At 39.2% G+C, this 12,060-nt stretch carries 14 protein-coding genes and 1 pseudogene; 3 read left to right on the top strand and 12 right to left on the bottom strand.

Annotation, left to right across the window (positions count from 1 at the left end; all coding sequences use genetic code 11):
- Positions 1 to 226 precede the first annotated feature (226 nt).
- Positions 227 to 331 (top strand): annotated as a pseudogene (locus FTT75_RS06040) (triacylglycerol lipase); the annotation flags it as partial.
- 83 nt (positions 332 to 414) lie between these two features.
- On the opposite strand, the gene rplS reads toward FTT75_RS06040, so the two are convergent.
- The 12 genes from rplS to ispH all read right to left on the bottom strand — a co-directional run bounded on the left by rplS (position 415) and on the right by ispH (position 10,846).
- The gene (gene rplS / locus FTT75_RS06035) at positions 415 to 792 is read right to left on the bottom strand and encodes a 50S ribosomal protein L19 (protein WP_005094271.1); all 378 of its coding nucleotides are present in this window, start codon (positions 790 to 792) and stop codon (positions 415 to 417) included.
- Between the two features lie 186 nt (positions 793 to 978).
- Entirely contained in the window at positions 979 to 1,713 is a 735-nt protein-coding gene (trmD, locus tag FTT75_RS06030; protein ID WP_004644986.1) for a tRNA (guanosine(37)-N1)-methyltransferase TrmD, read from the bottom strand.
- Positions 1,714 to 1,739: 26 nt separating this feature from the next.
- Complete coding sequence (rimM, locus tag FTT75_RS06025) at positions 1,740 to 2,288, bottom strand: ribosome maturation factor RimM (RefSeq protein ID WP_100329381.1); 549 nt, start codon at positions 2,286 to 2,288, stop codon at positions 1,740 to 1,742.
- Positions 2,289 to 2,306: 18 nt separating this feature from the next.
- On the bottom strand, positions 2,307 to 2,564 hold the full coding sequence (gene rpsP, locus FTT75_RS06020) for a 30S ribosomal protein S16 (RefSeq protein WP_005094274.1): 258 nt from the start codon (positions 2,562 to 2,564) through the stop codon (positions 2,307 to 2,309).
- Between the two features lie 138 nt (positions 2,565 to 2,702).
- Positions 2,703 to 3,122 (bottom strand): type IV pilin protein, encoded by a 420-nt coding sequence (locus tag FTT75_RS06015; protein ID WP_180186066.1) that lies wholly within the window; start codon positions 3,120 to 3,122, stop codon positions 2,703 to 2,705.
- Positions 3,123 to 3,130: 8 nt separating this feature from the next.
- Complete coding sequence (locus FTT75_RS06010; RefSeq protein ID WP_180186067.1) at positions 3,131 to 3,535, bottom strand: prepilin-type N-terminal cleavage/methylation domain-containing protein; 405 nt, start codon at positions 3,533 to 3,535, stop codon at positions 3,131 to 3,133.
- 2 nt (positions 3,536 to 3,537) lie between these two features.
- On the bottom strand, positions 3,538 to 7,257 hold the full coding sequence (locus FTT75_RS06005; protein ID WP_180186065.1) for a pilus assembly protein: 3,720 nt from the start codon (positions 7,255 to 7,257) through the stop codon (positions 3,538 to 3,540).
- Between the two features lie 10 nt (positions 7,258 to 7,267).
- Positions 7,268 to 8,044, bottom strand: coding sequence for a hypothetical protein (locus FTT75_RS06000; RefSeq protein ID WP_180186064.1), 777 nt, complete (start codon positions 8,042 to 8,044; stop codon positions 7,268 to 7,270).
- Positions 8,041 to 8,880, bottom strand: coding sequence for a PilW family protein (locus FTT75_RS05995; protein WP_180186063.1), 840 nt, complete (start codon positions 8,878 to 8,880; stop codon positions 8,041 to 8,043). The genes FTT75_RS06000 and FTT75_RS05995 overlap by 4 nt, the downstream gene beginning before the upstream one ends.
- Positions 8,873 to 9,316 (bottom strand): prepilin-type N-terminal cleavage/methylation domain-containing protein, encoded by a 444-nt coding sequence (locus FTT75_RS05990; protein WP_218954440.1) that lies wholly within the window; start codon positions 9,314 to 9,316, stop codon positions 8,873 to 8,875. The genes FTT75_RS05995 and FTT75_RS05990 overlap by 8 nt, the downstream gene beginning before the upstream one ends.
- The gene (locus FTT75_RS05985) at positions 9,309 to 9,734 is read right to left on the bottom strand and encodes a Tfp pilus assembly protein FimT/FimU (protein ID WP_180186061.1); all 426 of its coding nucleotides are present in this window, start codon (positions 9,732 to 9,734) and stop codon (positions 9,309 to 9,311) included. Before FTT75_RS05985 ends, FTT75_RS05990 begins: the two co-directional genes overlap by 8 nt.
- A 161-nt stretch (positions 9,735 to 9,895) precedes the next feature.
- Positions 9,896 to 10,846: a 4-hydroxy-3-methylbut-2-enyl diphosphate reductase gene (ispH, locus tag FTT75_RS05980; RefSeq protein WP_180075333.1), complete on the bottom strand. Its 951-nt coding sequence runs from the start codon at positions 10,844 to 10,846 to the stop codon at positions 9,896 to 9,898.
- Between the two features lie 133 nt (positions 10,847 to 10,979).
- Between ispH and gmk the strand changes: the two genes are divergently transcribed.
- Positions 10,980 to 11,603 (top strand): guanylate kinase, encoded by a 624-nt coding sequence (gene gmk, locus FTT75_RS05975; RefSeq protein WP_074383620.1) that lies wholly within the window; start codon positions 10,980 to 10,982, stop codon positions 11,601 to 11,603.
- Positions 11,604 to 11,679: 76 nt separating this feature from the next.
- Entirely contained in the window at positions 11,680 to 11,961 is a 282-nt protein-coding gene (gene rpoZ, locus FTT75_RS05970) for a DNA-directed RNA polymerase subunit omega (protein WP_004650579.1), read from the top strand.
- Positions 11,962 to 12,060: the final 99 nt, after the last annotated feature.

Raw genomic sequence — 12,060 nt, 5'->3', positions numbered from 1 at the left:
GATCTGATGTTGCATTGCTACCTTGGCCACTGATGTATCTGGCTGCTGGCATTGCTGAATAAGTTGATGTTTAAATTCAGCTGTGAAGGTTCGACGGGGCTTTTTTAGCGTTGGTGCACTGTCTATAACTGTCTTTAAATCCATAAATAGGTGTCCACTTAAATTTAAGTGGACACTATCGCGGTATTAATGAGTTAGAAAAAGTGGGGTTCAGCGGACGCTTACTCTGGATGAAGTCAATATGGTCTTGGGCCTGAAAAGCATCTTTGCCCCTGACCCAGTCGATGTGTATCGTCAACATGCCAATCGATTGAAACTGCAAGGCTTATAGTTCTTATATAAATATTAGGATATAAAAAATGCGCCCAAAGGCGCATTTTTTAACTCGAGATAAAACTTAACTTGAGCCTAAACTTAAGAAGCTTTAACTTTACGAGCTGGTAATTTTTCACGGATACGTGCAGCTTTACCAGACAATTCGCGTAGGTAGTAAAGTTTAGCGCGACGAACGTCACCACGACGTTTCACTTCAACTTTAGCTACGATTGGAGAGTGAGTTTGGAATACACGCTCAACACCAACACCGCTAGAAATTTTACGTACTGTGAACGCAGAGTTCAAGCCACGGTTTTTCTTCGCAATTACCACACCTTCAAAAGCCTGAAGACGCTCACGGTCGCCCTCTTTAACTTTTACAGAAACAATCACTGTATCACCTGGTGCAAAAGCAGGGATGTCTTGTTTCAATTGTGCATTTTCAATTACTTGAACTAAAGGATGCTTACCGCTCATGGGGTATCTCCAATAATGCGAGTCAGAAGAGGTCTGATCATCGCGGGGGCTAGAGGCTAAAGCGCATAGACCCGATTATCTTTCCCTTTAAAGTTGACCATCTCAACTTTAAAGAGCCTATTAAAGAATACTTAAACTCAATTTAAGTACCGTTTTCGAAGACAGCACCAATTTCTCAGCAATGTCTTACAAATCTTTCAGCCATTTTTTTTGCTGCTTGGTCAATTCTACTTGTTCGACCAGTTCAGGTCGACGTTCAAGTGTCCGTTGATAACGCTGCAAAAACCGCCATTTTTCAATGTTTGCATGATGACCTGATTTAAGTACCTCAGGCACATCCAAACCTTCAAACTGGTCAGGCTTGGTATATTGTGGGCAGTCTAACAGACCATCCACAAAGGAGTCTTGCACATGGGATTGTTCATCAGACATCGCCCCCGGAAGCCTCCGGATAATACTGTCTAATAAAACCATCGCTGGCAGTTCACCACCCGACAAAACATAATCACCAATTGACCATTCCTGATCAACATATTGCTGGATCAAACGTTCATCGACCCCCTCATAACGCCCACACAGTACAATCAATCCGTCATATTGAACGAAGTCTTGTACTGCAGTTTCGTTTAAAGTTTTTCCTTGCGGTGACATATACACCACAGGAACCTGAACTGCGCCTGCTTCATTTGCAAGCTCTTTGGCACGGTGGATTGCTTGTGCCAAAGGCTCCGCCATCATCACCATACCCGGACCACCACCGAATGGACGTTCATCCACCCGTTTGTAGTTGCCCGTCGCAAAATCGCGAGGATTGATGCAATGAATTTGCATCAAATCACGTTTTGCTGCGCGCCCGCTAATACCGTAGGCTGTAATCGCTTCAAACATTTCAGGAAAAAGCGTAATGACTGCAAAAAACATCGCAGACTCCCGTATTTCCAAAAGTGTTAGTAGTCTACGCCCCAATTGACGTAAATACGACCAGCTTCAAGATCAACGCGTTGTACCACATCTTTATGCCATGGAATCATGCGCTCTTCGCCATCGATACTGTCGGCAGTTGCGCGAACCACCATCACATCATTGGCACCTGTTTCAAACAGTTCAAAAATTTGACCGAGATTCACTTCTTGATCCTCATCATTCAGACCTAACACTGTTAGACCCTTTAAATCAGACCAATAATATTCATCTACACCCGCTTGAGGCAGTTGCGATTTAGCAATCCAGACATTGGTGCCAACCAGTTGGTCTGCCCCAGTGCGATCACTCACACCTTTAAGCGAAACAACCAGGCCTTTACCATGTGGTTTCCAACGTTTTACATCGACAATTTGCCAACCTGCTTTGGTCTCAATGTACCAAGGCAGATAGTCAAATATGTTGCTCATGGGTTCTGTATTGGAATAGACCCAGAGCCACCCATTTAATCCATATGCTGAACGTAGCTGTCCAATCTGAATACGATCTTCGGGAACATTCTGTGTTGGTGTCATGGGCAATCTACTACCATATTAAACAGCAGTTGCAGCTTTTTTAGCTTGAGCAGCTAAAGAAGCAACGCGATCTGAAGGTTGAGCACCTTGAGAAACCCAGTGAGCAAAACGGTCAGCATCTAAACGAAGTTTTTCTGCTTTACCTTGAGCTGTCGGGTTGAAGAAACCGATACGTTCGATGAAACGACCGTCACGTGCATTACGGCTATCAGTTACAACGATTTGATAGAACGGACGTTTTTTAGCACCACCGCGAGTAAGACGAATAACAACCATGATAGAACCTTATAGTTTTTACGGATTATCCCTGCACCGACCACCGATACATTTCAAACCCCTTTCATAGAGGGCAACATTTTACGCGAAGTTTACCCTGAATGAAAGATCAAAAATTGGTTGGCTACAATTTTGGGTTTATTTACCGTCCCATGGCTCACATGCACCGGAAGTTTTCTCCCAGCACTGTTTGCCTGTGCTATCTAACGTTATTGCACCAGTACCTTGTAATTTTCCAGTAGGCACCGGAGTTGCTGTGAGTGTCCATGTCTGATCACTATTAGCAAGCACTAAACCTAGAGCATAATTACTCTTTACGTCATCGGGTACATTCGTTGTAATAAATGCTGCTGTCGATGCATCTCTATAACTTCCGTGTGCAACTTTGTATGCTGATAACTGTTGCGCAATATCTAACATCACACTTTGAGCTTCAACGCGTTTGGTTCTTTCTTGGTAATCCGTATAGCTTGGATAAGCAATTGCAGCCAAAATACCAATTATGATCACAACAATCATTAATTCAATGAGCGTAAAACCTTGTTTATATGATTTCATTTGACTCCTCATTGGCAATTAACTGGTACTGTACAAGAAGTATCAGACCATTCACATGTTGCCCCCTGACTATTCGATGCATAATTTTTATATAAACTTGAATCATCTAAGGCCTGATTAACACAAGACTTTATTGACCATTTTCTTAACTCTGAAGTGACAGTAGTTGTATAAACATGTTTTGTTCCTGCATTTGCTGTCACACTTTTTCCATTCATACCTTCATAACTAAAGTTACGTGACTTCTCTTTCTCAAGCTCAAGACTCAGATCAGCAATTTGTTGCAATGCAAGCTTTTCATTACCTTTACGCACATAAGCTTGATAGCTGGGCAGCGCTATAGCTGCCACAATTGCCAAGATGACAACAACGATCATGAGCTCTATTAAAGTGAATCCTTTAATATTTTTCATCATTAGTCACCACCAGAATTAAATGGTAAATATTCAAACCATCGTTTAGGTATCAATTTGTCAGACACCGTATATTCTGGTGGCTTAGGATCAATATCCTTATTAAAAATTAAGGTTCTATTAGTAGCTGTTGAGCGACCAGCACCAAATGTTAAGCCTATAATACCTGAACCTAGATCTCCAATTTTCTCAGGGTTGGTGGATGTAGTCGTTCCAAAACAAGTTTTATCACCATAAGGCAGGCAAAATTTGTAAGCTGAACTACTACCTACAATCCCGCCAGTACATTCTGTTGCATCCCCATCTTTAGCAGTACTTTCATCAGGATTAAAAAGTGAATAGTACAAATCATTGTCTAATGCTATACCTTCTTCCATTGCTCTTACTTGATGCTTCGCATCTTTACCTACTTTAGGCATTGGAAAAAACCAGCCTTTATGAGTACCTTTATTAAAGCTACCAGTACCACTTATATCGTGCATCGAATCTAGGGTAATTAATGTAGGAGTACCTACTGGACTAGACGTCACAGTATCATCTTTAATTGCAACAACATAATCTTGAGGATAAGACGTGCCCGTGTCTAATGGACTACTACGATCTCCTGAAGCCAATGTCACCATTGCAAAACGTTTGCCGTTGTCATCTTTATGAATTGTAAATGTTGGGGGCTCGTAAAAACGTCTTGGAGTTTTATTACTTGTATTTAAATCAGCGATTTTCTTCGCTTGATAAACCAATGTAGTATTTGTTGCACTTGTCCCTAATTTAGAATTAAAGTCAACTCGGAAAACTTGCCCACCTAAATCTCCTACATATAGGTGATCTGTTATACCATCACCATTACGGTCAACTGCTTTAACGCGTGATGGAATACTATGTGTCATTGTTTTAATTTCTGTAGATTCAATAGCACCATCTTTAGACGTCGCTTTACTACTCCCCCACCACAGCAAACTACCCGCTTTAGTATTGGTATCCAAATCTTCAGCAGCAAAGATATAGATTCCATTACCTTTCACTTTGCCACTTAATTCAGTATTACTCAGTTGTTCTTCATACTTCCTATCATAACCACCACCCACAATCATGGCTAATTTTTTCTGCCCTTTCCAAGGAATATAGGTGACTACTGGTTTTGACCAACTTTCTCCCATATAAGATAAAGCTCCAGATGTATGATTATCGGGTTTAATCGCAAATAATAGCTTTGGCTTACCAGAAATTTTGCCTAAATCAGTTAAATCCAATGCGTAATAACTTCTGCCCCCCATACGAAGACCACCATAAGCATATTGCTTTTTAGCCGTCATAATTTCTTTATCGCCTTCAAAGCTATATTGGTATTCAGTATGCGCAACCCATGGTCCATCTACACCATAGAAGAAATTATCTGTATCTGCTGTTGTAAACCGTCCCATTGCCAGTGATTCAGCAAAGCCTTTTTCTTGACTGTTTTGAGTGCGAGTTAAAAATTCGCTTGGTAAGAAACTAAAGACTTCTTTACCTGTATCTGCATTTACAACCTGTACTAAACCTTGTGTAGTACCCGCTAAAATATAGTCTTCTCTCTCAGAAACTCCATATTCTCCATCTTTTTCCTCAAAAAAACCTTTTTGAGTCAACATAATTGGTGTTGAATGAATCACTGAACCCATTTGGAAATTTTGGACACTACTTTTAGTTTGAAGGTAACTGAGTTGCTCAGCATATGATTTACTTACCAATGCATCAAAGTCAATTTGAGTCAGTTTTGAGTAACCTAACAAACCAAACAAATAGTGTTTTTTATTATGTAAGCTTGAATTAGCAGTAGTATTAGCATTAAGTATATCTGTTACTGCATGTTGTAGAGCATTACCATTATCCAAATAAATGCTTCGATTAAAGCCCAAATTTCCAGAAGCAACTAATGGCTTATGATGAACTTTAAGTTTACTTAATAAACCACCCCAAGCCATATATACATCATCATCAGAGCTACCAGCACTTTCATACCAATAATCACTTAGTTTTTCTTGAATTTTACCATCTTTAAATACAGGCTTATCTAATTGATCTACGATTGTGCCGCTACTGGTTTTAACCGAAAATTTCTTCAAATTTCCAGCCCAAAGTTGTTCATCCCCCCCTACAATAGGCTTAAACATTGGGAAATATGAATAGTTTTGAAGTTGGGTTGGATTTAATGCATCTACCGGGACAGTACTAGTTCCCATAGTAGAACCTTCAATTTCTACTGAAACATCACTCACAAATTGTAAAATACTATCAACTAGATCATTTGTAGATTGAGCGGTATAGAATCCACCTTTACCATAATTTGAGCTTTTTTCACCTAAATAGCATAAAGTGGATAAATCCCCCTCTTTACCACTCAAAGTGGAGCACTGAAAGTTACCTGCTTTATTCAACAATGCTTGTTCGAGAGTGAACTCTTTATAATACATCCCCCCAAAACCTACGGTCGCAGTTTTGATGCTTTTAGCCTTATCGCTACCAACATGTAAAATACTACCAGCCACCCTTCTCCAGTAAGGCTTAAAACCTAGAGGATTAGCAGTACTATTATCTGCTATCGCTAAAGCTCTTGAATATAAAGGTGCATATTTATCAGTGGTATTATTTCTTAATTCACTATAACCATATCTAGAGCCATCATTTGCATCACCTTGGGGCACCCCATCCGTAAGTAGATAAACCCCATTACCACTACATTCAGGATTTACATTTCCTTTAGAACTTTTATTTATTTTATTGTAATGTGCAGCTGCCGCAGTATTAAATGCCTTTGCTATTGGAGTACCATTCCCCGTCTCAATATCTTCAACAGTTTGTGAAAAAATTCGACGTCCCTCATCATCCATAGCAATGAACTGAACTTTATCACCTGTCAAATAAGAACTTTCAGTAACAGCTTCATTAGCTCTATAAACACCCACAGCGAAATAAATTTCTTCATTCAAATTTTCATTTGTAGCAAGATTCAATAACCCTTTCTTTAAAATTGATAATCTAGTCAAACAACGATATTCACCTTCGTTTTCACTAGGTTCACAAATTTTTTTAATTTTGTTGAGATAATTTAAATCACTAGTATTATTTAAATTTAAATAAGATTCTTTTACTAGACAATGTCTTTCATTTTTAGGAGCATAAACATAACCGTTCAGATATAAAGAGCTACTTAAAGGAAGCGTAAAATTACCATTTTGCCCATTGCAGATTTCTTTAGACTCTGTACAAGATTGGCTTGGTTTATTAAAAGAAGGTGATCTACTAACTCGTATGCCAGAAGTAGGCAACCTAACTTCTGAGACCTTATAAGATCCATTCCCAGCACCGACATATTCATATTGATTACCTGAATAATTATGAGTACCTAAACCATCTACTCCTTCCGTTACACTGATATAATATGATCCATTATTAGCAATTGTGTAAGTGCGTCCACTCTGATTTACAGTTCTACATGAAACTATATTACTCTTACTTGATGTATGACTATAATCATCACCTAAACTCATTGCCTCCATACTACCTGAAGCATCTAGCATAAAGTAAATATTCACCCCACCAGTACCTCCAGCCTGATAAATATCAATATCAGATGCTGAAATTTGTGTTGGGATACTACTTATAATTAAAGCTGTCACCGATGCTGATAAAGCCGATACTTTAAATTGCATCCATTTTGTTTTCATGTGTGTGCTAATTTTCATAACGGCTCTCCTAAGAGCTTGCTGGAGCAGAATATTTTTTAATGAATTGACCCAAATTATATTCTGCAACTTGAGTCTTGAATGGAACACTTGCACCGCTCAAACATTTTGAAACCGTCTGCAAGTCAGAATCTGGATCATCGATATAACTTAAGTTCTGCATACAATTATTTATGGTGGTATCCGTTGCAGAGCTAAGTACTGGCATAACAGTAGTTGAGCTTACAACCACACGTAATGTGTCCTCTAATTTTCCTGTTTCAGCATCTGTCCCGATTTGATAATGCGCAAATGGCTCATCCTCTGAATAACCTGATATACGCACAGCGATTTGAGTCATTGCAGCACCACGACCACTTACAAAGTCAGACTTAGAAGAATCAACTTGGCAGAACCCCATATTTGAAGAGCCCCCAATATGCTCTTTTTTCACTGTTTCAGAACCACTTTCAAGTTCTGAATAAATTAGACTTGCCTTACCAAGTTGATAGAATTTCGTAGAACTTCCACGATAGCAAAGTACTAATTCTTTATTACGATTATCAGCCATTTTAGGGAATCCAAATAATCCCATTCCAACCAATTGCTTCTTAATAAAATCTAAATTTTCAATATAATAAAAAGAGGCATCATTATTTTGGTCCATAATGTTATTCACTTGGCTATTGGTCGCAATTCTTAGACCAAACATACCGCCACGCATGGCCATAGCACCAATGATCGTTAGTAAAATAACCACCACCATAACCACAACAATTGTTGAACCTTGCTGATTGACTTTGTTCATAACTCTTCTCCCAGCCCATTGCGTAAAGCAATCGTTCGTTCAACAGGAATCCAAACATATTTAGTAGTTACATTAGTCGGCTTGGTAATTGAATATTCAGTACTGAATATTTTGTGCTTTAATTTTTCTTCTGAGTTACTACTAATACTGTCCAATGAACGTGACAAAATTCCAATTTGTAAGGAGACAGCTTTAGATGTATTTGGGAGAGCTGAAAATTCAGCTAATGTCTTATATGAAAGAGCGTTTGTGCTGTCTTTTACACCTATACGTATCTTAAAAAGATCGACACCCTTCATAATAATTTGACCTGTACCATTTAGACCCGAAAGTGCTATACCATCTTTGTATTTACCAGCATCACAAGCCAACACATAATCATTTGCATCCTTACGTATAAAATAACGCTGAACAACAATATCATCTGAATTTATGCTATTACCCTCACAATCATATTCTTTTGATTGATCAGGCTTGTATTGAATCACCAATACATCACTTTTAGCATTTACAAAATCTGATGCTGAACCCTCACCTGAAACAGATGTACTCGTAGCACCAGTCATATAATTAGCAGTTTTCACAATTAATCCAGACACTTGATTTGGCTTAATTTCAGTAAATGGTAAATTCAGGTTTGTAAGCTTAATATCATCTGCAACGTAGTTAATGCCTATATTTGCATTATCTTGTAGTCCTTGGATTGATTCTTGAAATGCTAAGCTACGTTGACCAGAAATTAGCATTTGAAATGCAGCCCCAACAATAATAAGACCAAGTACAAGCGAAACCATAAGTTCAATCAGTGTGAAGCCTTTATTATTAAAACTACTCATTGAATGCCTCCACAACAACACACTTTGCATCTGACTTATATGCGAACTTGTCTGTTTCTGTACAAGAGCCTGGTTCGGGACTCGTTTCTCCCCATGCAACATAAATACACTGACGACCATTATTAGTGGCTGGACATTTATAGACTCCTATATTCATACCTCTAGCGGCCGCCAACTCATGCATTTCATTCCAATCCTTACCTGCAAATGTATCTCCAGAACATGATCCTTTAAAACAATTCGTATAAGAGGTACGACTCACATACATCCGCTCAGATAAATTCCGAGCTATATTGACAGCTTCAACACGACTTAAAGATTCGGATGCCATTTCCAAGGTTCGATATTGCAAGGCAACAAATCCCATAGCAGCGATTGCAAGAATGACTAAAGAAGCAATAATTTCAATTAAGCCCACACCCTTTTGCTTATTCATCACTATCTCCATCTAATTCGTTACAATCACTATTACTAGCTGAAATAACTCCTAAAACAGAAAGCTCCAAATATTTAATGCGTGTTCCATTTTTTTCTGAAATCTGTAAACAGAATTTATTTTTTTTATCAGGCATCACTACCATTCCATTATTACGGAATACTATTTCGTTATTTTCATTAATTTCATATTTAGCGGAATCAATATGAGTAGAAAATGAAACAGTCATGGGTTTATTTTGTAATCTAGCTTCAGTGCGTGCCTCGGTTAAAGCCAATTTAAGCTTCTTTTCTTGCTCTTTTATCTGTTGGTTTTTTCTAAAATCATTCATAGAAGGAGCAGCCATTCCTGCAATAATCGCCAACACCGCAATCGTCACCATCAGCTCAATTAACGTAAATCCCTTATTCTTTTTCATCCCGCCCCCAAAGCAACAAAACTTTACCCTATTAAAAATAATATCTCACTTAATTACAAAACATACACACAACAGATAAAAGGTATAAAAAAACAGATAATTGCCAAAAAGCAATTATCTGTCAATTCCTAAAAAATTCAGAATGTTAAGTACTTAACACTTTAGGCCTGAGTTACCGGAATACGTAACTCTTTGGGTAAACTAAATGTAATATTCTCTTCACGACCATCCAACTCTTTAGGTGCTTGGGCACCCCAATCCTGTAAACGCTGAATGACCTGTTTAATCAGAATTTCTGGTGCAGAAGCTCCGGCGGTTACTCCAATCTGGGCATTTTCTTCAAACCATTCCTGTTTGAGTTCATCGGCATTATCAACCAGATAGGCCGCTTTACCCATACGTTCTGCCAACTCACGCAGACGGTTGGAGTTTGATGAATTTGGCGAACCCACGACAAGTACCACATCACAACGCTCGGCCAGATCACGTACTGCATCCTGGCGATTTTGGGTGGCATAGCAAATATCATCTTTACGCGGCCCTTGAATTAAAGGGAATTTTTGGCGTAAAGCATCAATCACTTTCGCCGTATCATCAATCGACAAGGTTGTTTGCGTGACAAAAGCGACTTTTTCAGGATTGCGTACCGTTAAAGCGGCGACATCTTCTTCATCTTCAACCAGATAAATCTCACCACCATTTTTTTTGTCATATTGCCCCATGGTACCTTCGACTTCAGGGTGACCTTCATGACCAATCAGGATCGCTTCTACACCTTCACGGGCATATTTGGTGACTTCAATATGTACCTTAGTCACCAAGGGACAAGTCGCATCAAAAACCTTCAGACCACGACGCTCAGCTTCTTGTTGTACTGCTTTAGAAACACCATGCGCGCTAAAAATCACGATATTATCGTCAGGTACCTCATCGAGTTCATCGACAAAAATCGCACCACGCTGACGCAAGTCATCGACCACAAATTTATTATGCACCACTTCATGCCGCACATAAATCGGTGGATTAAAGCATTCTAGGGCACGGTTCACGATCGCAATGGCACGATCTACACCAGCACAAAAACCACGTGGGTTGGCTAAAACAATTTCCATAGAATCCTCAATACTCACACCATTTTTAGCGGTTCAATTGAAATAAATGTAAACAATCGACTGGTAACTATTTAGTTTAAAGCCGGTCTACTCTAAAATAGAGAAGATATTTTATCATATCAGGAAAAATATCATGTCGGGTCTCTTGTTTGTCGTTTCTGCAGCGTCTGGAACAGGCAAAACATCCCTTGTTAAAGCCCTACTTGAGCGTGTCAATAACCTTCACGTTTCTGTGTCCCATACCACACGCGGTCAACGACCTGGCGAACTCGATGGCGTGCACTATCATTTCTCCCAGAAAGACGATTTTTTGAATCTGGTCAATGAAGGTGGTTTTATTGAATACGCAGAAGTATTCGGTAATTACTACGGTACTGCACAGGCGACCGTTAAAGAACAACTGGCCAAAGGTCATGATGTGCTGCTGGAAATTGACTGGCAAGGTGCACAACAAGTCCGTCGACTTTTTCCTGAATCTAAACAAATTTTTATCTTGCCACCAAGTCAGTTTGACCTGCGTGAACGTCTGTCTAACCGGGGTACCGACACAGTTGATGTCATTGAACATCGTCTGAGCTGTGCAGTGGAAGATATGCAGCAATATAGCAACTTTGACTATATTATTATCAATGATGACTTTAACAAGGCGCTGCATGATCTCGAAGCGGTCATTATCGCCAACCGTTTAACCTTGTCGCAGCAAGCCAACCGTCATGAAAAACTGATTCAGCAACTGATCACACCCACTGAACAGTGATTAAAACTTGAGTCTATAGACAAAGCCTTTTATACTGTGCAGTCTGTTAAAATTTATTATTCAAACGAGAATTCTTATGGCACGCGTCACCGTTGAAGATTGTTTAGACCATGTAGACAACCGCTTTGAGCTTGTACTAGTGGCAAGCAAGCGCGCGCGTCAATTGGCACGTCAAGGTATTGAACCAACTGTAGAATGGGACAATGACAAACCGACTGTTGTTGCTTTACGTGAAATCGCTGCAGGTCATGTATCCAAAGATATTTTGAAACAACGTGATCAGGACTATCAAACATCAAGTCTGGACCTTGCACTTTCTGCAAATAATCTAAACTTAGACGGTTTTTCTTTCCAATAAGAGATCGTCACAAAAAAAGCCTAGTTTTAAACTAGGCTTTTTTTTGTTATGTGACTTTTATATTTATGCCAGAACGGTTATAACATAAGGGTTAGCTAT

The sequence above is a fragment of the Acinetobacter sp. YH01008 genome, assembly GCF_013420435.1.
In the GTDB taxonomy this organism is placed as follows: domain Bacteria; phylum Pseudomonadota; class Gammaproteobacteria; order Pseudomonadales; family Moraxellaceae; genus Acinetobacter; species Acinetobacter pseudolwoffii.
Note: the sequence above shows the minus strand (reverse complement) of the source record. Positions and strands in the feature narration are given on the sequence as shown.

What these genes read in the sequence shown, in the direction of transcription:
- rplS (WP_005094271.1), bottom strand. Translation starts at nt 792, where the DNA reads ATGAGCGGTAAGCATCCTTTAGTTCAAGTAATTGAAAATGCACAATTG.
- trmD (WP_004644986.1), bottom strand. Translation starts at nt 1,713, where the DNA reads ATGTTTTTTGCAGTCATTACGCTTTTTCCTGAAATGTTTGAAGCGATT.
- rimM (WP_100329381.1), bottom strand. Translation starts at nt 2,288, where the DNA reads ATGACACCAACACAGAATGTTCCCGAAGATCGTATTCAGATTGGACAG.
- rpsP (WP_005094274.1), bottom strand. Translation starts at nt 2,564, where the DNA reads ATGGTTGTTATTCGTCTTACTCGCGGTGGTGCTAAAAAACGTCCGTTC.
- FTT75_RS06015 (WP_180186066.1), bottom strand. Translation starts at nt 3,122, where the DNA reads ATGAAATCATATAAACAAGGTTTTACGCTCATTGAATTAATGATTGTT.
- FTT75_RS06010 (WP_180186067.1), bottom strand. Translation starts at nt 3,535, where the DNA reads ATGAAAAATATTAAAGGATTCACTTTAATAGAGCTCATGATCGTTGTT.
- FTT75_RS06005 (WP_180186065.1), bottom strand. Translation starts at nt 7,257, where the DNA reads ATGAAAATTAGCACACACATGAAAACAAAATGGATGCAATTTAAAGTA.
- FTT75_RS06000 (WP_180186064.1), bottom strand. Translation starts at nt 8,044, where the DNA reads ATGAACAAAGTCAATCAGCAAGGTTCAACAATTGTTGTGGTTATGGTG.
- FTT75_RS05995 (WP_180186063.1), bottom strand. Translation starts at nt 8,880, where the DNA reads ATGAGTAGTTTTAATAATAAAGGCTTCACACTGATTGAACTTATGGTT.
- FTT75_RS05990 (WP_218954440.1), bottom strand. Translation starts at nt 9,316, where the DNA reads ATGAATAAGCAAAAGGGTGTGGGCTTAATTGAAATTATTGCTTCTTTA.
- FTT75_RS05985 (WP_180186061.1), bottom strand. Translation starts at nt 9,734, where the DNA reads ATGAAAAAGAATAAGGGATTTACGTTAATTGAGCTGATGGTGACGATT.
- ispH (WP_180075333.1), bottom strand. Translation starts at nt 10,846, where the DNA reads ATGGAAATTGTTTTAGCCAACCCACGTGGTTTTTGTGCTGGTGTAGAT.
- gmk (WP_074383620.1), top strand. Translation starts at nt 10,980, where the DNA reads ATGTCGGGTCTCTTGTTTGTCGTTTCTGCAGCGTCTGGAACAGGCAAA.
- rpoZ (WP_004650579.1), top strand. Translation starts at nt 11,680, where the DNA reads ATGGCACGCGTCACCGTTGAAGATTGTTTAGACCATGTAGACAACCGC.